The sequence below is a fragment of the Microbacterium sp. HMH0099 genome (assembly GCF_049384025.1).
In the GTDB taxonomy this organism is placed as follows: Bacteria; Actinomycetota; Actinomycetes; order Actinomycetales; family Microbacteriaceae; genus Microbacterium.
Genome location: NZ_JBMRJR010000003.1, coordinates 33,768 through 54,320, shown reverse-complemented (window position 1 = coordinate 54,320; position 20,553 = coordinate 33,768). Strand labels below are relative to the sequence as shown.

Annotated in this window: 15 protein-coding genes; 5 read left to right on the top strand and 10 right to left on the bottom strand. The window is 72.1% G+C overall.

Annotated elements, in window-relative coordinates; all coding sequences use genetic code 11:
• Position 1: 1 nt before the first annotated feature.
• Entirely contained in the window at positions 2 to 310 is a 309-nt protein-coding gene (gene rplU / locus ACO03V_RS07450) for a 50S ribosomal protein L21 (protein ID WP_138172328.1), read from the bottom strand.
• Positions 311 to 526: 216 nt separating this feature from the next.
• Here rplU and ACO03V_RS07445 point away from each other — a divergent pair, with 216 nt between their 5' ends.
• Positions 527 to 802 carry a DUF4031 domain-containing protein gene (locus ACO03V_RS07445; RefSeq protein WP_367726706.1) on the top strand — a complete coding sequence of 92 codons (276 nt, stop codon included), beginning with the start codon at positions 527 to 529 and terminating at the stop codon, positions 800 to 802.
• A 54-nt stretch (positions 803 to 856) separates the two neighbouring features.
• On the opposite strand, the gene ACO03V_RS07440 is transcribed toward ACO03V_RS07445, so the two are convergent.
• Positions 857 to 3,418, bottom strand: coding sequence for an Rne/Rng family ribonuclease (locus ACO03V_RS07440; protein ID WP_423137163.1), 2,562 nt, complete (start codon positions 3,416 to 3,418; stop codon positions 857 to 859).
• A gap of 293 nt (positions 3,419 to 3,711) precedes the next feature.
• Between ACO03V_RS07440 and ACO03V_RS07435 the strand changes: the two genes are divergently transcribed.
• Complete coding sequence (locus ACO03V_RS07435) at positions 3,712 to 4,311, top strand: vitamin K epoxide reductase family protein (RefSeq protein WP_423137162.1); 600 nt, start codon at positions 3,712 to 3,714, stop codon at positions 4,309 to 4,311.
• 98 nt (positions 4,312 to 4,409) lie between these two features.
• Here ACO03V_RS07435 and ndk read toward each other — a convergent pair whose 3' ends face one another.
• The 8 genes from ndk to ACO03V_RS07395 all read right to left on the bottom strand — a co-directional run bounded on the left by ndk (position 4,410) and on the right by ACO03V_RS07395 (position 15,281).
• Positions 4,410 to 4,826, bottom strand: a complete 417-nt coding sequence (gene ndk, locus ACO03V_RS07430) for a nucleoside-diphosphate kinase (RefSeq protein WP_367726703.1) — start codon at positions 4,824 to 4,826, stop codon at positions 4,410 to 4,412.
• A 3-nt stretch (positions 4,827 to 4,829) separates the two neighbouring features.
• Positions 4,830 to 5,243, bottom strand: coding sequence for a DUF4233 domain-containing protein (locus ACO03V_RS07425; RefSeq protein WP_367726702.1), 414 nt, complete (start codon positions 5,241 to 5,243; stop codon positions 4,830 to 4,832).
• Complete coding sequence (locus ACO03V_RS07420) at positions 5,240 to 6,592, bottom strand: bifunctional folylpolyglutamate synthase/dihydrofolate synthase (RefSeq protein WP_423137161.1); 1,353 nt, start codon at positions 6,590 to 6,592, stop codon at positions 5,240 to 5,242. Before ACO03V_RS07420 ends, ACO03V_RS07425 begins: the two co-directional genes overlap by 4 nt.
• Positions 6,589 to 9,972: an isoleucine--tRNA ligase gene (gene ileS / locus ACO03V_RS07415; protein ID WP_423137160.1), complete on the bottom strand. Its 3,384-nt coding sequence runs from the start codon at positions 9,970 to 9,972 to the stop codon at positions 6,589 to 6,591. Before ileS ends, ACO03V_RS07420 begins: the two co-directional genes overlap by 4 nt.
• A gap of 198 nt (positions 9,973 to 10,170) precedes the next feature.
• On the bottom strand, positions 10,171 to 11,808 hold the full coding sequence (locus tag ACO03V_RS07410; RefSeq protein WP_423137159.1) for a dipeptide ABC transporter ATP-binding protein: 1,638 nt from the start codon (positions 11,806 to 11,808) through the stop codon (positions 10,171 to 10,173).
• Complete coding sequence (locus ACO03V_RS07405) at positions 11,805 to 12,635, bottom strand: ABC transporter permease (RefSeq protein ID WP_367726698.1); 831 nt, start codon at positions 12,633 to 12,635, stop codon at positions 11,805 to 11,807. The genes ACO03V_RS07410 and ACO03V_RS07405 overlap by 4 nt, the downstream gene beginning before the upstream one ends.
• A gap of 35 nt (positions 12,636 to 12,670) precedes the next feature.
• Positions 12,671 to 13,654, bottom strand: a complete 984-nt coding sequence (locus tag ACO03V_RS07400; RefSeq protein ID WP_423137158.1) for an ABC transporter permease — start codon at positions 13,652 to 13,654, stop codon at positions 12,671 to 12,673.
• Positions 13,655 to 13,667: 13 nt separating this feature from the next.
• Positions 13,668 to 15,281, bottom strand: coding sequence for an ABC transporter substrate-binding protein (locus ACO03V_RS07395; protein WP_423137157.1), 1,614 nt, complete (start codon positions 15,279 to 15,281; stop codon positions 13,668 to 13,670).
• A 158-nt stretch (positions 15,282 to 15,439) separates the two neighbouring features.
• Here ACO03V_RS07395 and valS point away from each other — a divergent pair, with 158 nt between their 5' ends.
• The 3 genes from valS to ACO03V_RS07380 all read left to right on the top strand — a co-directional run bounded on the left by valS (position 15,440) and on the right by ACO03V_RS07380 (position 20,516).
• The gene (gene valS / locus ACO03V_RS07390) at positions 15,440 to 18,031 is read left to right on the top strand and encodes a valine--tRNA ligase (RefSeq protein ID WP_423137156.1); all 2,592 of its coding nucleotides are present in this window, start codon (positions 15,440 to 15,442) and stop codon (positions 18,029 to 18,031) included.
• Positions 18,031 to 18,279, top strand: coding sequence for a hypothetical protein (locus ACO03V_RS07385; RefSeq protein ID WP_423137155.1), 249 nt, complete (start codon positions 18,031 to 18,033; stop codon positions 18,277 to 18,279). Before valS ends, ACO03V_RS07385 begins: the two co-directional genes overlap by 1 nt.
• 179 nt (positions 18,280 to 18,458) lie before the next feature.
• Entirely contained in the window at positions 18,459 to 20,516 is a 2,058-nt protein-coding gene (locus ACO03V_RS07380; protein ID WP_423137154.1) for a M3 family metallopeptidase, read from the top strand.
• The last annotated feature ends 37 nt before the right edge of the window (positions 20,517 to 20,553 follow it).

Sequence of the window (20,553 nt, the reverse complement as noted above, 5' to 3'; positions counted from 1 at the left end):
CTTACTTGATGCCGGTGATCTTGACGCGCGTGAGGTCCTGGCGGTGGCCCTGGCGCTTCTTGTAGCCGGTCTTGTTCTTGAACTTCTGGATCACGATCTTGGGGCCGCGCTCCTCGCCGAGGACCTCGGCCGTGACCGAGACCTTCGCGAGCTTGTCGGCGTCGGTCGTGACCGCGTCGCCGTCGACGAACAGGACGGCGGGCAGCTGGATGCTCTCGCCGATCTTCGCCTTCTGGCGGTCGAGCACGACGATGGTGCCGACCTGGACCTTCTCCTGGCGGCCGCCGGCGCGCACAACTGCGTAAACCACTTCACACCTGTTTTCGTTCGGGAGCGCGGAGCTCCGGTTGTCTGATGACGTTGGGAGGGCCCTTGCGGACCCAAGTCTCGGTGCGATCCGGCGGGCGGAGCCCGGGGGGTCTCGCTCCTATCAGAAGCGGACGCGACGCACCAAGGGTCGAGTTTAGCTCACCGGGCGGCATCCGGCAAAAGCATCCGACCCGCGTGTCGACCGTAGGATTCCGGAATGGCGATCCTGATCGACGACCCGCAGTGGCCCGCGCACGGTCGCCTGTGGGCGCACCTCGTGAGCGACAGCGATCTCGCCGAGCTGCACGCCTTCGCCGCCGCCGCGGGGATCCCGCGTCGGGCCTTCGACCTCGACCACTACGACGTGCCCGACGAGCGGCACGCCGATCTCGTGCGCGCGGGTGCGGAGCACGTCGGCGGCAAGGAGCTCGTGCGCCGACTGCGCGCCTCCGGATTGCGGATCACGGCGCGGGAGCGACGCGGACGCTCCTGAGACGGCCGGATCCGCCGCCCCGACGGGGACGGCGGACCCGGACCGCGGAGGTCGTCAGGACTCGTCGGACGGCTGCGCGTTGACCGGGGTGCCCGTGAGGGCCGCGGTCGTCACGCGGCGGCGCGAGCGGCCCTGACCGGGAGCCTTCGGCTCGGGCAGCGCCTCCAGGACGGACTCGAGCAGCAGGTCCTTCTCCGTACGCGGCGTCTTGGGCTCGCGCTTCTTGCGCGGGCGCTTCTCGCGGACGGGCGCCTCGGGCGCCGCCTCCATCACGGCCTCGACCGACGCCACGACCGCCGCCTCGACGACGGCGGGGTCGTCGACGGTCGGGTGGATCGTGGATGCCGCGATCTGCGCGAGCGCGGACTTCACGCCCTCGGTGATGACGTGCGTGCCGCCGGCGGGCGCCGCCGCTCCCCCGCCGTTGCCGGCGCCGTTGGTGCCGTTGCCGCCGTTCGCGTTGCCGTTCCCAGAACCGCCGTTCCCGTTGCCGTTGCCGCCGCGCCCGCGGCGGTTGTTCGACCCGTCTCCGTTGCGGTTGCCGTTTCCGTTGCCGCCGGCGGGGCGGTGCTTGACCACCGGGTCGTGGTGGACGATGACGCCGCGACCGGCGCACACCTCGCACGCCTCGCTGAACGTCTCGAGCAGACCGAGGCCGAGCTTCTTGCGGGTCATCTGCACGAGACCCAGCGAGGTGACCTCGGCGACCTGGTGCTTCGTCCGGTCGCGGCTCAGGCATTCGATGAGGCGGCGCAGCACGAGGTCGCGGTTGGACTCCAGCACCATGTCGATGAAGTCGACGACGATGATGCCGCCGATGTCGCGCAGACGCAGCTGACGGACGATCTCCTCGGCGGCCTCGAGGTTGTTCTTGGTGACCGTCTCCTCGAGGTTGCCGCCCGAGCCGACGAACTTGCCGGTGTTGACGTCGACGACGGTCATGGCCTCGGTGCGGTCGATGACCAGCGAGCCGCCGGAGGGCAGCCACACCTTGCGGTCGAGGGCCTTCTCGATCTGCTCGGTGATGCGGAACTCGTCGAACGGGTCGTGGTCGCCCTCGTACTTCTCGACGCGGTCCAGCAGGTCGGGGGCGACGCTGGCGAGGTAGTTCGAGATGGTGGTGAGCGCCTCGTCGCCCTGGATGAGCATGCGCGTGAAGTCCTCGTTGAAGACGTCGCGGACGATCTTGACGAGCAGGTCGGGCTCGGAGTGCAGGAGCGCAGGGGCCTGGATGCTCTGCACCTGCGAGCTGATGTGCTCCCACTGCGAGGTGAGGCGCTGCACGTCGCGGGTCAGCTGGTCTTCGGTCGCGCCCTCGGCGGCCGTACGCACGATGACGCCGGACGACTCCGGGAGGACCTCCTTGAGGATCTTCTTCAGGCGGGCGCGCTCGGTGTCGGGGAGCTTGCGGGAGATGCCGTTCATGGCGCCGCCCGGGACGTACACGAGGTAGCGGCCGGGGAGCGAGATCTGGCTCGTCAGACGCGCGCCCTTGTGCCCCACGGGATCCTTGGTCACCTGGACGAGCACGCGGTCGCCGGACTTCAGCGCCAGCTCGATGCGACGCGGCTGGTTGCCGGTCTCCACGGCATCCCAGTCGACCTCGCCGGAGTACAGCACGGCGTTGCGTCCGCGCCCGATGTCGACGAAGGCCGCCTCCATGCTCGGCAGCACGTTCTGCACGCGACCGAGGTAGACGTTGCCGATGAGCGAGGCGTCCTGGTTGCGCGCGACGTAGTGCTCGACGAGGACGTTGTCCTCGAGCACGCCGATCTGGATGCGTCCGGCCTTCGAGCGCACGACCATGACGCGGTCGACGGCCTCGCGGCGGGCGAGGAACTCGGCCTCGGTGACGACGGGGCGGCGGCGGCCGGCCTCGCGACCGTCGCGACGGCGCTGCTTCTTCGCCTCGAGGCGGGTGGAGCCCTTGATGCGCTGCGGCTCGGTGATGAGCTCGACGGCGCGCTGGCGCGCGGGCGGGGCCTCGTTCTCCTCGGGCTCGTCGGCGGTCGCGCTCTGTCCGCCACGGCGGCGGTTGCGGCGGCGGGCGTTGGCGGAGCCGCGCTCGGCGCGGTCCTCGCCGCGGTCGTCGTCCTCTTCCTCCTCGTCCCGCGCGGGCAGCGGCGGGAGCTCGGGGGCGTAGAAGTGCAGCTGCGTCGACACGGCCGACACGAAGACCTCGGGCAGCAGGCCGAGCGAGACGGCCGTGGGGCGCTCCGGCTTCGCCGGGGCGGAGGGACCGGATGCCGCCGGCGTCGCGGCCGCGTCGGCGTCCGGGGTCCCGGGCTCCGCGGCCGCGGGGGCGTCCTGCGGCTCCGCCGGCGTCGTCTCCGCGACGGTGTCGTCGGCCAGCACCGCGGGCGGTGCGGTGTCGGTCGCGGCGGCCTCCTCGGCCTCCTGCACGTCCGCGACCTCCTCCTCGGCGTCGACGACGTCGGCGGGCGCGCCGGCGGCGGGGGCCGCGTCGACGGCGTCGGTCGCTTCCGCGTCCTGCGCGTCGGCCGCGGGGGCGTCGGGGCTCTGGGCCTCCGCGCTCTGCGCGTCGGCGAGCTGCGTGTCGTCGGTCACCGCGGTCGTGTCGTCGGTGCTGTTCTGTTCGTCCGTTGCATCGGCCATCTCTGGCAAACTCCTCGGCCGGCGACACCGCGCGTCGCCCGGCGAAATCTCGTGCGGCGCCGCACCCGGCGGGGCCGCGAACTCACTCGGTCTGCAGCAGGCCCGGTGGCTCGTGCTGCGAGGGCGGTCATCGCCCGAAGTCTTCTGGTGATGATCCTGCGGCGCGGCCGCGGCTCATCGAGACTCCAGTATCGCACGGACCGGTCCCGGATCGGGAAGGCACGTCGACGGCGCGGTCGCGGCCGCCCGCGCGGACACAGCGCCCCCATGGGCGGCGGTGGAAGAATCGGACCATGACCGACAACGCCCCCCGTCGTCCGTCCGTGCTCGCGGTCTGGCTCATCATCGCCGGGATCATCGGGTGGTACGCGGCGTTCTCGTTGACGATGGACCGTTTCACGCTGCTCGCGGACCCGACCGCGTCGGCGTCGTGCGACATCAACATCCTCGTGCAGTGCTCGGCGAACCTCACCTCGGCGCAGGGCAGCGTCTTCGGCTTCCCGAACCCGATCATCGGCCTGGCGGCATGGATCGCCCCCGTCGTGGTGGGGTTCGCGCTGCTCGCCGGGGCCCGCTTCGCACGCTGGTTCTGGGTGGCCTTCTGGGCCGGGATGCTGTTCGCGTTCGGCTTCGTCTGCTGGCTGATCTCGCAGAGCATCTTCGTGCTGGGGACGCTCTGCCCGTGGTGCATGGTGACCTGGTCGGTCGTCATCCCGTCCTTCTACGCCGTGACGCTGCACCTCCTGCGCACGGGCGTCGTCCCCGTGGGGGAACGCGGGCGCGAGATCGCGGATCGCCTGATGGCGTGGGTCCCGCTCATGGCGCTGGCCAGCTACGTCGTCATCGCCGTCCTCGCCCAGGTGCGGCTCGACGTCCTGGCATCCTTCGCCTGACCCTCCCCGCTCCGCCGTCGCCGGGACGACGAAGACCCCCGCCGGGAACGACGACGGCCGCCGCCCCCTGGGGGCGACGGCCGTCGTACGGACCGGGCTCAGTCGAACCAGATGCCGAGCTCGCGCGCGGCGGACTCGGGGCTGTCGCTGCCGTGGACGAGGTTCTGCTGCACCTTCAGACCCCAGTCGCGGCCGAAGTCGCCGCGGATCGTGCCGGGCGCCGCCGTCGTCGGGTCGGTCGTGCCGGCGAGGGAGCGGAAGCCCTCGATGACGCGGTTGCCGGCCAGACGGATCGCGACGGACGGGCCGGAGAGCATGAAGTCCAGCAGCGGCTCGTAGAACGGCTTGCCCTCGTGCTCGGCGTAGTGCTGGGCGAGGAGCTCGCGGTCGGGCTCCACGAGGCGGATGTCGACGAGGGCGTACCCCTTCGCCTCGATGCGGGCCAGGATCGCGCCGGTCAGGCCGCGGGCGACGCCGTCGGGCTTCACCAGGACGAGGGTCTCTTCGGTGGCCATGGGTCATTCTCCGTTCGAGAGGTCGGGGTCGGCGGCACGGCGGGCGTTCTGCCGGTCCAGTGCCGCTCCCTTGATGGTGGCATACGCCCACATGCCGCCGAAAACGAGGGCGACGAACAGGAGCGCGGGGACGAGGAAGGCGCCGAGGGCGAGCACCACCTGCAGCGCCCAGCCGACGACGATCGCCCACCGGTGGCGCAGCAGGCCCGAGACGGCGACCATCGCGAGGGCGAGCAGCGCGCCGCCGACGATGCCCCACCACGGCTCGATCGCGGCGGGCAGCGCCCTCAGGCCGAACACCACGAGACCGCCGAGGAAGACGATGACGGACTCGAAGCCGAGGACGACGGCGCCCAGCGACTCCTGAGCGCCCCGCTGACGGCGTGCCCGCGGAGCGCGGGGCTCGCGCGGGCTCACGCCTGCCACCCCGCCTTCCAGTCCTCCAGCTCCGACAGCCGCAGCGCCTCGCCCGCGAGGACGACCGACCCGGCGATGACGACGGCCCGGCGGTCGGAGGCGGACGCCCACTCCCGTGCGGCGTCGGCGGCGTCCTCCAGGCTCGGGTGGACGGTGACGGGCAGGTCCCGCTCCTCGGCGATGTCGGCCACCGCGTCGGGGTCGGTCGCGCGATCGCTGTCGGGCGCGGTGGCGAACACGCGCGCCACACCGCCCGCGAGGGCGTCGACGATGCCCACCGCGTCCTTGCCGTCGAGGATGCCGACGACGGCGCCCCACTCGTCGATGTCGAACGCCTCGTCGAGCGCGGCCACGAGCGCGCGGGCGCCGTGGGGGTTGTGCGCGGCGTCGACGAGGACCGTCGGGGCGGTGCCGACGAGCTGCAGGCGTCCGGGCGAGGTGGCGTTGCCGAGGCCGTCCGCGACGACGTCCGCGTTCAGCGGCTGCGAGCCGCCCCCGATGAGCGACTCGACGGCGGCGACCGCGAGCGCCGCGTTGGCGCCCTGGTGCGCGCCGTACAGGGGCAGGTAGAGCTCGGGATAGGTCCCCGCCACGCCCCGGACCGAGATGAGCTGGCCGCCGACGGCGAGCGTCTGCACCTCGAGGCCGAACTCGTCTCCCGCGAAGGCGATCGAGGCTCCGCGGGCGGCCGCGGCCTCGCGCAGCACGGCGGCGGCCTCGGGCGCCTGCGCGGCCGACACGACGGCGGCGCCGTCCTTGATGATGCCGGCCTTGACGGTCGCGATCTCACGGATCGTCGAGCCCAGGCGGTCGGTGTGGTCGAGGTCGATCGGGGTGAAGACCGCGACGTCGCCGTCGGCGGTGTTCGTGGAGTCCCATGCCCCGCCCATGCCGACCTCGAGGACCAGCACGTCGATCGGCGCGTCGGCGCAGGCCACGAAGGCCAGCACCGTGAGCAGCTCGAAGAACGTCAGCGGCGCGTCGCCGGCGGCGGTCAGCTCGGCATCCACCATCTCGACGAACGGCTGGATCTCGTCCCACGCGTCGGCGACAGCGGCATCCGCCACGGGCTCCCCGTCGATGAGGATGCGCTCGGTGAAGCGCTCCAGATGGGGGCTGGTGAACAGTCCCGTGCGCAGTCCGAGGGCCCGCAGGAGGCTCTCGATGATGCGGCTGGTCGAGGTCTTGCCGTTCGTCCCGGTCACGTGGACCACGCGATACGTCCGCTGCGGGTCGTCGAGCAGCTCCAGGACGCGGCGGGTGCGCTCCACGCGCGGCTGCACCCACTGCTCGCCCTGGCGCTCCAGGAGGGCGCTGTAGACGGCATCGGCTCTCGTGCGGTCGCTCATGCGGTGCCTCCGGTCGAGATGCGGGCGACCGCCACGGTGACGGCCCCGGTGTTCGCGTAGGTCTTCGCGGCGATGACGGTCTCGTGCTCGGCGGCGAGGATGGCCCCGCGCTCGACGAGGCGTCCGCTCGGTCCCGCGAGGACGACACTCTCCGCGAGGGTCTCCGACGCGACGCCGGCGACGTCGAACGCCTGCGCGACGGCGCGGGCGTCGGCGTCCTCGACGAACGTCAGAGACAGGAAGATCCGGTCGCTCACGTCGAACCCGGCAGCCTTGCGGGTGTCCTGGATGCCGCGGATCATGTCGCGCGCCAGGCCTTCGGCCTCGAGCTCCGGCGTGGTGACGGTGTCGAGCAGCACGAACCCGCCCGAGGACAGGACGGCCAGCGCCTCGCCCTCGGGGCGTCCGGCGGTCTCCACGACGAGGTCGTACTCGGCGGGCTCCAGCGGGATGCCGCCGGCGACCACCCGGCCGTCGATCTCGCTCCAGTCGCCCTCCCGGGCGGCCTTGATCGCCTGCTGCACCTGCTTGCCGAGGCGCGGGCCCGCGGCGCGGGCGTTGACGGACAGGCGGTGCGTGATGCCGTACTCGCCCGCCGTCCCCTCCTGCAGGGCGACCTGCTCGACGGTCTTGACGTTGAGCTCCTCGCGGAGGATGTCGTCGAACTGGGCCAGGCCGGCGGCATCCGGGGTCACCACCGTCAGACGCGGGAGCGGCAGGCGCACGCGCTTGCCCTCGCGCTTGCGCAGCGCGTTGGCGACGCTGGAGACCTCCCGGACGGTGTCCATCGCGGTGCGGATGTCTTCGGCCGCGGGGAACGCCGCGGCATCCGGCCAGTCCTCCAGGTGGACGCTGCGCCCGCCGGTCAGGCCCTGCCAGACGCGCTCGGTGACGAGCGGCAGCAGGGGCGCGGCGACGCGGGTGAGGGTCTCGAGGACCGTGTAGAGCGTGTCGAAGGCCTCGCGGCTGGACGGGTCGTCGGTCACGCCCACCCAGAAGCGGTCGCGCGAACGGCGGATGTACCAGTTGGTCAGCACCTCGGCGAAGTCGCGCAGGCGCTCGGCCGCGGTCGTGGAGTCCAGGCCCTCGAGGTCCGCGGCGACGTCCCGGACGAGGTCGCCGGTGAGGGCGAGGATGTACCGGTCGAGAACGTCCGCGGAGTCGGTGCGCCACTCGGCGGTGTAGCCGTCGCCCGAGGCGTTGGCGTACGTGGCGAAGAAGTACCACGCGTTCCACAGCGGCAGCAGGAACTCGCGGACGCCCGCGCGGATGCCCTCCTCGGTGACGACGAGGTTCCCACCCCGCAGAACGCTCGAAGACATGAGGAACCAGCGCATGGCATCCGAGCCGTCGCGGTCGAACACCTCGCGCACATCGGGGTAGTTGCGCAGCGACTTCGACATCTTCTGCCCGTCGTTGCCGAGGACGATGCCGTGGCACGAGACACCCGTGAAGGCGGGGCGGTCGAACAGCGCGGTGGAGAGCACGTGCATGACGTAGAACCAGCCGCGGGTCTGCCCGATGTACTCGACGATGAAGTCGGCCGGGGCGTGCTCGTCGAACCAGTCGTGGTTCTCGAACGGGTAGTGCACCTGCGCGAACGGCATCGAGCCCGAGTCGAACCACACGTCGAGCACGTCCTCGATGCGGCGCATCGTCGACTGCCCCGTCGGGTCGTCGGGGTTGGGGCGCGTGAGGTCGTCGATGTACGGGCGGTGCAGGTCGACCTCGCCGTCGGCGTTTCGCGGCAGACGGCCGAAGTCGGCCTCCATCTCGGCGAGCGAGCCGTACACGTCCACGCGCGGGTGGTTCGGGTCATCGCTCTTCCACACCGGGATCGGCGAGCCCCAGTAGCGGTTGCGGCTGATCGACCAGTCGCGCGCGCCCTCGAGCCACTTGCCGAACTGGCCCTCCTTGACGTTCTCGGGCACCCAGGTGATCTGCTGGTTGTTCGCCAGCAGGTCGTCCTTGATGTCGGTCACGCGCACGAACCAGCTCGACACGGCCTTGTAGATGAGGGGGTTCCGGCAGCGCCAGCAGTGCGGGTAGGAGTGCTCGTAGGAGGCCTCGCGCAGCAGACGCCCACCCTGCTTGAGCAGGCGGATGAGGGGGCGGTTGGCATCCAGCCACAGCTCCCCCGCCACGTCGGTGACGGCCGACAGGAAGCGGCCGCCGTCGTCGAGGGAGATGATCGTCGGCAGGCCGGCGGCGTCGGCGAGGCGCTTGTCGTCCTCACCGTACGCGGGGGCCTGGTGCACGATGCCCGTACCGTCGCTGACGGTGACGTAGTCGTCGACGAGGATCTTCCAGGCGTCCTGCGTCCCCCACACCGACGCCTCGGCGTAGTAGTCGAAGAGCCGGTCGTACGAGACGCCCTCCAGCTCGGAGCCCAGGATCGTGGTCTGGACGGCCTGGCGGGCGGCATCCGGGGTCTCGTATCCGAGGTCCTTCGCGTAGTTCGGCAGGAGGTCCTCGGCGAGGAGGTAGCGGTGCGCGGTCGCCTCGATGGCCTCGTCGGGGGTGCCGTCGGGGGCGCGGTGGACGTCGGCGGCGCCGTGCGGGCCGCCCTCGACGACGGCGTACCGGATGCCGGGACCCACGGCCAGCGCGAGGTTGGTCGGCAGCGTCCACGGTGTCGTCGTCCACGCGAGCGCACGGACGCCGGTGAGGCCGAGCGCCTCGGCCTTCGCTCCGACGAGCGGGAAGGTGACGGTGACCGAGGGGTCCTGGCGCATCTTGTAGACGTCGTCGTCCATGCGCAGCTCGTGCGTGGAGAGCGGGGTCTCGTCGCGCCAGCAGTACGGCAGGACGCGGTAGCCCTCGTATGCGAGACCCTTGTCGTGCAGGGTCTTGAACGCCCACAGGACGCTCTCCATGTAGGTCGTGTCGAGTGTCTTGTAGCCGCGCTCGAAGTCGACCCAGCGGGCCTGGCGGGTGACGTAGTCCTGCCACTCGCGCGTGTACTCGAGCACCGACTCCCGGGCCTTGGCGTTGAAGGTCGCCACGCCCATGCGCTCGATCTCGTCCTTCTCGGTGATCCCGAGCTGCTTCATGGCCTCGAGCTCTGCCGGGAGGCCGTGGGTGTCCCAGCCGAAGACGCGGTCGACCTTCTTGCCGCGCATGGTCTGGAAGCGCGGGAAGACGTCCTTGGCGTAGCCGGTCAGCAGGTGCCCGTAGTGCGGCAGGCCGTTGGCGAACGGCGGGCCGTCGTAGAACACCCACTCCTCGGCGCCCTCGCGGTTCGCGATCGAGGCGCGGAAGGTGTCGTCCTCCGCCCAGAAGGCGAGGGTGTCGTCCTCGATCCGGGGGAAGCGGGGGCTGGGGACGACGGATGCCGCGTCCGCCGCCGGGCCGAAGGATGAGGGGCGTGGGTAGGTCATGTCACTCCGCAGGTCAGGGTCCGCCTGCAGGGACGATCCGTTCGGACCGCGGTACCACCCCGCCTTGCCCCCGGATGCCGGGAGCCTCTCTCACCGCGGCTGTGACGGGCCTGCCCCGCTCGGTTCTACCGCGGGTCCAGGACCCGTTTCTTCCGAGAGCTCCCCGGTGATGGCCGGATCGATGCTGATCGCTCCAGTCTACGCGGTGTCACCGGGGTGCGCCGCCGTGTCACGGGGGTCCTCCACCGCGCCGCCGGGGTGCGCCGCGATCCCGGCTGCGGCGAGCAGCTCCCGGGTGAACGGATGCCGCGGCTCGGTGAAGACGCAGCGGACGGCACCGGACTCGACGACGCGTCCGTCCTGCATGACGAGGACGTCGTCCGCGATCTGCGCGACGACGTCGAGGTCGTGCGTGACGAAGAGCATCGCGAGGTCCCGGTCGGCCTGCAGACGGCGGAGCCGGTCGAGGATGCGCGCGCGGACGGAGGCATCCAGGGCGGACACGGGCTCGTCGAGCACGAGGAGGTCCGGCGCGACGGCGAGGGCGCGGGCGATGGCCACCCGCTGACGCTGCCCGCCGGACAGCTGCGCGGGACGCCGTCCGGCGAACCCGGCGTCGAGGCCGACCTCGTCGAGGAGTCCGGCCACGCGGGCGCGTCGACCGGCCCGCGGCACGCCGGCGCTCGCGACCGCTTCGGCGAGGGTGCGGCCGACGGTCCAGCGCGGATCGAGGGCGCCCCACGGGTTCTGCTGCACCAGCTGCACCCGCCGCCGGGCCGCGCCGGCGGCGCGGGCCGCGTCCCACGGCGCGTCGTCGAAGCGGAGCGTCCCGGCGTCCGGGGAGGTCACCCCGACGACCATTCGCGCGAGCGTCGTCTTCCCCGATCCGGACTCCCCCACGACCGCGAGCGTGCGGCCGCGGTGCAGCGTGAGGGAGACGTCGTCGACGGCGACCCTCTCGCCGAAGGATTTCGAGAGACCGGATGCCGCCAGCAACGGGGGTCCGCCGCGCGCCGTGCGGTCGAGCGGGTCGTGCGAGACGGCCGCGACGAGGGCGCGCGTCTGCGGGTCGCGCGGTGCGGCGAGCACCGTGGCGGTGTCGCCCGTCTCGATGACGCGTCCGTCGTGCATGACGACGACGCGATCGGCGACGCGGCTGACGGCGCCGAGGTCGTGGCTGATGAAGACGACCGCCACGCCCTCGTCGGCGATGCGGCGGAGCAGGTCGAGCACGCGCACCTGCACGGTGGCATCCAGGGCCGTCGTCGGCTCGTCGGCGACGAGCACCGCGGGGTGCGCGGCCAGCGCGGAGGCGATGAGGGCCCGCTGACGCAGACCGCCGGACAGCTCGTGCGGGTACTGGCGAGCGCGGACCTCAGGGTCGGGCAGCGCCACCCGGGCGAGCGTCGCCCGGACGCGCTCCCTCAGGGCGGTGCCGCGCACGGACGGCTCGTGGATGCGCACCGGCTCGGCCACCTCGGCGCCGACGCGGCGCAGCGGGTCGAGGGAGACGAGCGCGTCCTGCGAGACGAGGGCGATGCGCGCGCCGCGCAGCCGGCGCCATCCGGGCTCGCCGAGGTCTCGGGCGTCGACCCCGTCGACCTCCAGCACGTCGGCGCGGGTGGACAGCCCGCGCGGCGTCAGCCCGAGCAGCGCCCGCGCGGTCAGCGACTTGCCCGCGCCGGACTCCCCCACGATCGCGACGCACTCCCCGGGACGCACGTCGAGGTCGACGCCGCGGACCAGCGGCCCGGACCGCCCGTCGATGCGGAGACCGGACACTCGGATGCCGCCGTCCGGGCGCTCCGCGGCGGCGGGAGACCTGACGTCGCTCATGCGCCGCGCTCCTCGGCCCGGGCGCGCAGGACGCGCCCGACGACGCTCACGCTCACCACGGTCGCCGTGATGGCCAGCCCCGGGAACAGCGCGACCCAGGGCGCCTGCAGCAGCAGGTTGCGTCCCGCGGACAGCATCAGCCCCCACTCGGGGGTCGGCTCGGTGGGTCCGAGACCGAGGAAGCTGAGACCGGCGGCGGCGAGGATGCTCGTGCCGATCCCGATCGTTGCGAGCACGCTCACCGCGCCGAGCACCCCCGGCAGGACGTGGCGCAGGTGCACGAGGGGACCCGGGATGCCGATGATGCGCGCCGCCTCCACGTGCTCGGCCGCGGCCAGGGCGCGCGTCTGCGCGCGGGCCAGGCGGATGTACACGGGCACGGCGGCGATCGTCACGGCGACGGCGACGTTGGCCGGTCCGGGACCGAGGACCGCGACCACGAGGAGCGCGACGAGGAACTCGGGGAAGGCCAGCAGGACGTCGACCACGCGCATCGCGGCGGCGTCGACGGGGCGCGGGGCCACGGCCGAGGCGGAACCGGCGATCAGCCCGACGACGAGAGCGAGCCCGGTGGCCAGCAGGCCGATGCCGATCGACCGGCCCGCACCGTGGACCACGCGGGAGTAGACGTCACGCCCGCTCTGGTCCGTGCCGAACCAGTGGGCGGACGACGGCGCCTGGAGGGCGCCGCGGACGTCCGTGAGGAGCGGGTCGTGGGTGGCGAGCAGCCCCGGGGCGATCGCGGCGACGGCGAGGACTGCCAGGACGGCGCCGGCCAGCGACAGGGCGACGGCGCGTCCGGTGATCCGGCGGCGTCGCGGCGGCATAGAGGTGCCCCCTGGGTGCGGGCGCCCCGGCGCGGTCATGCCGGCACCGCCGCACGCCGGTCGACCGCCGAGGGCGCGCGTCGCAGACGCGGATCCAGGACCGGGACGACGAGGTCCACCACGGTGTTGACCACCACGAAGACGAGGGCGCTGAACAGGATGACGCCCGTGATGACCGGCAGGTCGCGGTCGCTGATCGCCGCGAGGGTGACGCGTCCGATCCCCGGGCGGGCGAAGACCGTCTCGACGAGCACCGCCCCGCCCAGCAGCGAGCCGACGAGGTAGGCCGCGAGGGTCAGGCCGCCGACGCTCGCGTGCCGCAGTGTGTGGTGCACGCTCTCGCGCAGGGGCGTGGCGCCGCGCGCCCGGACGGTCGTCAGGAAGGGCTCCCGCTCGGCGGCCTCCACCCCGTCGCGGAGGACCTGCGCGAGCAGGGCGGCGACCGGGAGGGCGAGCGTCACGGCCGGCAGCACGATCGCGGCGGGGTCGCGCGCGCCCGAGACGGGGAACCAGCCGAGCTGGAACGAGAACACCGACAGCAGGACGAGCCCCGTCCAGAACACCGGTGACGACAGCACGACCAGCTCGACGCCGGCGAGCACCGTGCGGGCCGTGCGGCCCCGGGCAAAGAGGACGGATGCCAGAGCGAGGACGAGCGCGACGGCCAGGGCGGCGCCGGTCAGCTGCAGCGTGGAGCCGAGCTGCCGGCCGATGACCTCGACCACCGGGAGGCGCAGCTGGTACGACTCGCCGAGATCGCCGCGGACGAGCTGTCCGAGGAACGCGCCGTACTGCTCGAGCAGCGGCCGGTCCAGACCGAGGTCGCTGCGGATGCCCGCCTTGACGGCGTCGCTCACCTGGGCCTGCGGCCCGAGCATCACCTCGACGGGGTCGCCGGGGATGATGCGGAACGCGACGAAGGCGAGCGTCGCCGCTCCCCACAGGACGAGGACGACGGATGCCGCGATCCCTCCGAGCCGCCCGAGCAGACGGCGCGCGGAACCGCGAGGGCGTGGCATCCGGAGTCCGGGGTCAGCCGACGGAGGCGGTGGCGAAGAGCGGGCGCCCGTACAGGTCGAACGTGAGGCCCGTGACGTCGGAGCGGACCGCGCTGATCAGAGCGGGGCTGTAGAGCGGCACGATCGCGACCTGGTCGGCGTTCCACTGCTGCACCTCGCGGTACACCTCGTTGCGCGCCTCGGTGTCGGTGGTGGCGGTGCCCTCGTCGAGCAGCGCGTCGAGGGCCGGATCGCTCACCTGCGACGCGTTCTGGAAGCCGTCGGTCTGCAGGTGGCTGCGGAGCAGGTCGGGGTCGACGCCCGAGAAGCCCCAGTCGGTGAGGTCGAAGGTCTTCGGTCCGTACTGCTCGTTGTAGGCGCCGGGCTCCAGCACCTCGCGCTGCAGGTCGAAGCCGACCGCACGGAGGTCGGACTGGATGGCGTTCGCGAGGGCGGCGCGGTCGTCGGGCACCGGCGTCCACGCGATCCAGCGCGCCGTCAGGCGCTGGCCGTCCTTCGTGCGGAACCCGTCGGCGTCGCGGCCGGTCCATCCGGCCTCATCGAGCAGCGCGTTCGCGGCATCCGGGTCGAACGCCCAGGTGTCCTCGAGGCTCGCGTCGTAGCCGGGGGTCGTCGCGCCGAGGATGCTCCAGGCGCGCGGGAACTGACCGAAGAAGATCTCCTGCACGGCGGTGTCGACGTCGATCGCGCGCGAGAACGCCTGGCGCACCCGCTGGTCGGCGAAGACGCCGTACTTCTCGTTGAGGTAGAGCGAGTAGGGCAGGCCCGGGTACTCGAGCGCCTCGACGGTCACGTCGTCGGGCACCTCGCTGACGAGGTTCGGCGGGAGGTTGGTGGCGACGTCGGCCTCGCCGCTGGAGATCACCCCGAGGCGCACGGACGCCTCCGGCAGGATCTCGACGCGAAGCGTCTCGAACGCCGGGGCGGTGCCGCCGTCCGGGCCCCACGTGTAGTCGTCGTTGCGGGTGTACACGATCTCCTGGTCGGGCGTGTACGAGGTGAGCTCGAACGGACCGGTGCCGACGTTGACGTCGGGGCCGCCGGCCTTGAGCTGGTCCGCCGAGGACTCGAGGACGGCGGGCGACCAGAACCCCAGCAGCGAGGTGCTCGCGGCCTGGAGGAACGGCACGTAGGGCCGGCTGAAGGTCACCCGCACGGTGTGGTCGTCGACGACCTCCGTGCCGGTGTACGCGTCGCCCCCGAGCATGCTGGCGGCCTGGGCCGAGGCCGTCTCGGGGTCGGCGATGCGATCGAAGTTCGCCTTGACGGCGGCGGCGTCGAACGGCGTGCCGTCGTGGAAGGTGACGTCGTCGCGCAGGCGGAAGACGTAGGTCGCGCCGTCGTCCTCGACGTCCCAGGACTCGGCGAGCCACGGCGAGAAGGAGCCGTCGGCCTCCTGGAAGACCAGCGAGTCGAGCACGGCGCGCTGCACCATGCTCGACACGTCGAGCTGGCTCGTCTGCGGGTCCATGTGCCCGGCGGAGAGGTTGGCCCCCTCGATCGCCCAGACGATCTCGCCGTCGCCGGACGCGGAGGAGTCCGACGCCGCGCAGGAGGACAGCGCGAGGGCGGAGACGGCGGCCAGGGCGGTGGCGGCGAGCAGGCGACGGGTTGGCGCAGACGGCATGGAACGACCTCGGAGTCGATGAAGGGGGATGGCTCCCACCCTACGCCGTTCCTGGACGGGGTGGAGAAAGACGGGGCGCCCGCCGCAGTCGCTAGGCTGGGTGCACCCACCATCAGGCACGCTCACACAGTGCCGCCCATATCGCTCGAGGAGTAACCATGGCCGACGACCGCCGCCCCGACGGGGCCCAGATCCCGGACAAGCCGGCCCTCGAGGGACTCGAGCAGAAGTGGGATGCCGCCTGGACCGCGGATGGGACGTACGTGTTCGACCGCGCGCGCGCCGCCGAGGTCGGCCGGGCCGGGGTGTACTCCATCGACACCCCGCCGCCCACGGCATCCGGGAGCCTGCACATCGGGCACGTGTTCAGCTACACGCACACGGACGTCAAGGTGCGCTTCGAGCGCATGCGCGGCAAGACGGTCTTCTACCCGATGGGCTGGGACGACAACGGCCTGCCGACCGAACGCCGCGTGCAGAACTACTACGGGGTGCGCTGCGACCCGTCGCTGGCCTACGACCCCGACTTCACTCCCCCGTTCGCAGGCGGCGACAACAAGAGCAGCAAGGCCGCCGACCAGGTGCCCATCAGCCGCCGCAACTTCATCGAGCTCTGCGAGCAGCTGACGGTCGAGGACGAGAAGGCGTTCGAGGCGCTCTGGCGCGACCTCGGGCTCAGCGTGGACTGGACGCAGACCTACCGGACCATCTCCGACGATGCGATGCGGACGAGCCAGCTCGCGTTCCTGCGCAACGTCGAGCGCGGCGAGGCCTACCAGGCGCTCGCGCCGACGCTGTGGGACGTCGACTTCCGCTCCGCGATCGCGCAGGCGGAGCTCGAGGACCGCGACCAGCCCGCGGCGTACCACCGCGTGGGCTTCATCAAGACCGACGGCTCCGGCGACGTGTTCATCGAGACCACCCGTCCCGAGCTGCTGCCCGCCTGCGTCGCCCTCGTCGCCAACCCCGACGACGAGCGCTACCAGCCGCTGTTCGGCACCACCGTCCGCACCCCGCTGTTCGACGTCGAGGTGCCGGTGCTGGCGCACCCGCTCGCGCAGAAGGACAAGGGGTCGGGCATCGCCATGATCTGCACCTTCGGCGACGTGACCGACATCATCTGGTGGCGCGAGCTCGACCTCCCCAACCGGACGATCATCGGCAAGGACGGCCGCATCGTCGCCGAGGCCCCGGACGTGATCGTGACGGATGCCGCCAAGAGCGCGTACGCCGAGCTCGCGGGCAAGACGGTGTTCAGCGCCAAGAAGCGCATCGTCGAGCTGCTCCAGGAGTCGGGCGACATGGAGGGCGCGCCGAAGCCCTTCACCCACCCGGTGAAGTTCTTCGAGAAGGGCGACCGCCCGCTCGAGATCGTGTCGACGCGCCAGTGGTACATCCGCAACGGCGCGCGGGACGCCGACCTGCGCGAGCGCCTCGTGGCCCTCGGTCGCGAGATGTCGTGGCATCCGGACTTCATGCGCGTGCGCTTCGAGAACTGGACGAACGGTCTCACCGGCGACTGGCTGGTCTCGCGTCAGCGCTTCTTCGGCGTGCCCATCCCGGTCTGGTACGGCCTCGACGAGGACGGCGAGCGGGACTACGGCCGCGTGCTCACCCCCGACCTCGCGACGCTGCCCGTCGACCCCACCACCGACGTGCCCCCGGGCTACACGGAGGACCAGCGCGGCGTGCCGGGCGGATTCGACGCCGAGCGCGACATCCTCGACACCTGGGCGACCTCCTCGCTCACGCCGCAGCTGGCCGGCGGCTGGCAGCGCGACGAGGAGCTGTGGAACCTCGTCTCGCCGTTCGACCTGCGGCCGCAGGGGCAGGACATCATCCGCACCTGGCTCTTCTCGACGATGCTGCGCAGCGCCCTCGAGGACGACCGCAGCCCCTGGTCGGATGCCGCGATCTCCGGCTTCATCGTCGACCCCGACCGCAAGAAGATGTCGAAGTCGAAGGGCAACGTCGTCACGCCCGCGGACATCCTCAAGCAGCACGGCTCCGACGCGGTGCGGTACTGGGCGGCCTCGAGCCGGCTCGGCACCGACGCCGCGTTCGACCCGCAGAACCCGACGCAGATCAAGATCGGTCGTCGACTGGCGATCAAGCTGCTGAACGCGGCGAAGTTCGTGCTGTCGTTCCCGGTGCCCGAGGGCGCCGAGGTGACCCACGCCCTGGACGCGTCGATGCTGGCGACCCTCGACCGCGTCGTCGCCGACGCGACGGCCGCGCTCGAGGCCTACGACCACGCCCGGGCGCTGGAGATCACCGAATCGTTCTTCTGGACGTTCTGCGACGACTATCTCGAGCTGGTCAAGGAGCGCGCCTACGACCGGTCCGACGTCGGACAGGCCTCGGCCGCGCTGGCGCTGCGGACCGCGCTGTCGACGCTCGTGCGCCTGTTCGCGCCGGTGCTCTCGTTCGCGGCCGAGGAGACCTGGTCGTGGTTCGAGGCCGGCTCCGTGCACGCGGCCGCGTGGCCCGAGCCCCTCGGCATCGAGGGCGACCCCGCCGTGCTCACGGCCGTGAGCGAGGCGCTCATCGGCATCCGTCGCGCGAAGACCGAGGCGAAGGCCTCGCAGAAGACGCCCGTCTCGTCGTTGACGATCGCCGGTCCCCGCGTCGAGGCGCTCCGTCTCGCCGAGGGCGACCTGCGCGCCGTGGGTCGCATCGAGACCCTGACGTTCGTCGACGCCGACACCGCCGCCGTCACCGACATCGTGTTCGCACCCCAGGAGGACTGATGCAGCTCGGAACCCGCTGGACCGCCGGTGAGCAGCCGCCGAAGGCCGTTCCCGAGGCGCTGCACGCGCAGATCGCCGCCGTCGAGAACGCGCTCACGCCCGACGGGCTGAGCGCCCCGGCTCCCCGCTGGACGCTCACCTGGCTCGAGGGGCGCCCCGTCGCCGAGCTCGACACCGGTGTGATCGTCACGCAGGACCCCTCGGGCGAGGTCGTCGTGCGCTACGACGACGACGACGAGTTCGCCTGAGTCGCCGACCGAGCCGGCCGTCCCCCGATGTCACGGGCGGACGGCCGGCTCGTCGTGCGCGCGTCGTCGGGGGTCGCCCGATGTCACGGGCGGGCGGCCGGCTCGTCGTGCGCGCGTCGTCGGCGGTGACAGGCGCTTGGAACGCGGTCCGCGGGGCGGGTCGCGCATAGGCTGAGGTGATGACGGAAGCCTCGACCTCCCCCCTCCTCGCTCCGACGCCCCTCCCCTACGGTCTGCCGCCGTACGGCAGCATCCGGCCCGCGCACTACCTGCCCGCCTTCCACGAGGCGTTCGCACAGCAGCGCGCCGAGATCGACGCGATCACCGCGCAGACGGAGCCCGCCACGTTCGAGAACACGGTGGTCGCCCTGGAGCGGAGCGGTGAGCTGCTCGATCGCGTCGCACGGACGTTCTACACCGTGACCGGCGCCGACGGCACGCCCGAGATCCAGGCGATCGAGGAGGAGCTCGCGCCGCTCATGGCCGCGCACCGCGACGCCATTCAGCTCGACGCGGCGCTGTTCGCGCGGATCTCCGCGGTGCACGCGACGCTGGCGCAGACGGACCTGGATGCCGAGAGCCGCTACCTCGTGGAGCGTCACCACCGCGAGATGTCGCTCGCCGGCGCCGGCCTCGACGAGGCGCAGAAGGAGCAGCTCACCGGGCTGAATCAGCGCCTCTCGGTCCTGACCACGACGTTCGAGAAGAACCTCCTCGCCGACACGAACGATCTCGCCGTGGTCTTCGACGACGTCGCGGAGCTCGACGGGCTGGGCGAGGGCGAGCTCTCCGCGGCGGCGCAGGCTGCCGCCGATCGCGGCCTGGAGGGCAAGTACGTCGTCACCCTCACCCTCTACACCGGCCACCCCTACCTCGCCTCGCTGACGAACAGGGACAGCCGTCGGCGACTGCTCGAGGCCTCCCGTTCCCGCGGCTCGCGCGGCAACGCGTTCGACAACCGCGAGGTGCTGCGTGAGATCGTCCGGCTCCGGGCGGAGCGCGCGGCCCTCCTCGGCTATCCCTCGCACGCCGCCGCGGTGCTGGCCGATCAGACGGCGGGGACGCCCGAGGCCGCGACGGACCTCCTCCGTCGTCTCGCGGTACCCGCGGCGGCCAATGCCCGCGCGGAGCAGGAGGCCCTCCAGCGCATCGTCGACGCGGAGCAGGACCCCTTCGCCGTCGACGCGCACGACTGGGCGTTCCTCACCGAGAAGGTGCGGGCGGAGAAGTACGACCTCGACCGTGCCGCGCTGCGGCCGTGGTTCGAGGCGGAGCGGGTGCTGCGCGACGGCGTCTTCTTCGCGGCGGAGCGGCTCTACGGCATCCGGATCTCCGAGCGCCACGACCTGCAGGGGTACCACCCCGAGGTGCGCGTGTTCGAGGTGCACAACGAGGACGGGTCCGAGCTCGGCCTGTTCCTCCTCGACCTTTACACGCGCGACACGAAGCGGGGCGGCGCGTGGATGAATTCCATCGTCACCCAGTCGCGTCTGCGGGGCACGGCGCCCGTCGTGGTGAACAACCTCAACGTGCCCAAGCCCGCGCGCGGCAAGCCGACGCTGCTGACGCTGGACGAGGTGACGACGCTGTTCCACGAGTTCGGGCACGCGCTGCACGGGCTGTTCGCGACCGTCACCTACCCGCACTTCGCGGGAACCGCCGTGCACCGCGACTTCGTCGAGTTCCCCAGTCAGGTCAACGAGATGTGGATCTTCTGGCCCGAGATCCTGGCCAACTACGCCCGGCACATTGACACCGACGAGCCCCTGCCCGCCGACGTCGTCGAGCGGCTGCACGCCTCGGAGGCGTTCAACCAGGGCTTCGCGACGAGCGAGTACCTGGCGGCATCCTGGATCGATCAGGCGTGGCACGCGCTGTCGGTCGAGGAGGCGTCGGCGGAGATCGATGTCGCCGCCTTCGAGGCGGCCGCCCTCGCCGAGATCGGACTGGACAACCCGGCGGTGCCGACGCGGTACTCGTCGACGTACTTCGCGCATGTCTTCTCGGGCGGGTACAGCGCGGGCTACTACTCGTACATCTGGAGCGAGGTGCTCGACGCGGACACCGTCGAGTGGTTCGGCGAGAACGGCGGACTGGTCCGTGAGAACGGCGACCGGTTCCGTCAGCGTCTGCTCGGCGTGGGGGGCTCGTCCGATCCGCTGGCGGCGTACCGCGACTTCCGGGGCCGGGATGCCGAGATCCAGCCGCTCCTCGAGCGTCGCGGCCTCACGGGCTGAGGTGTGGCGGCGGGCCCGGTCGCTCCCTGGCGATCGG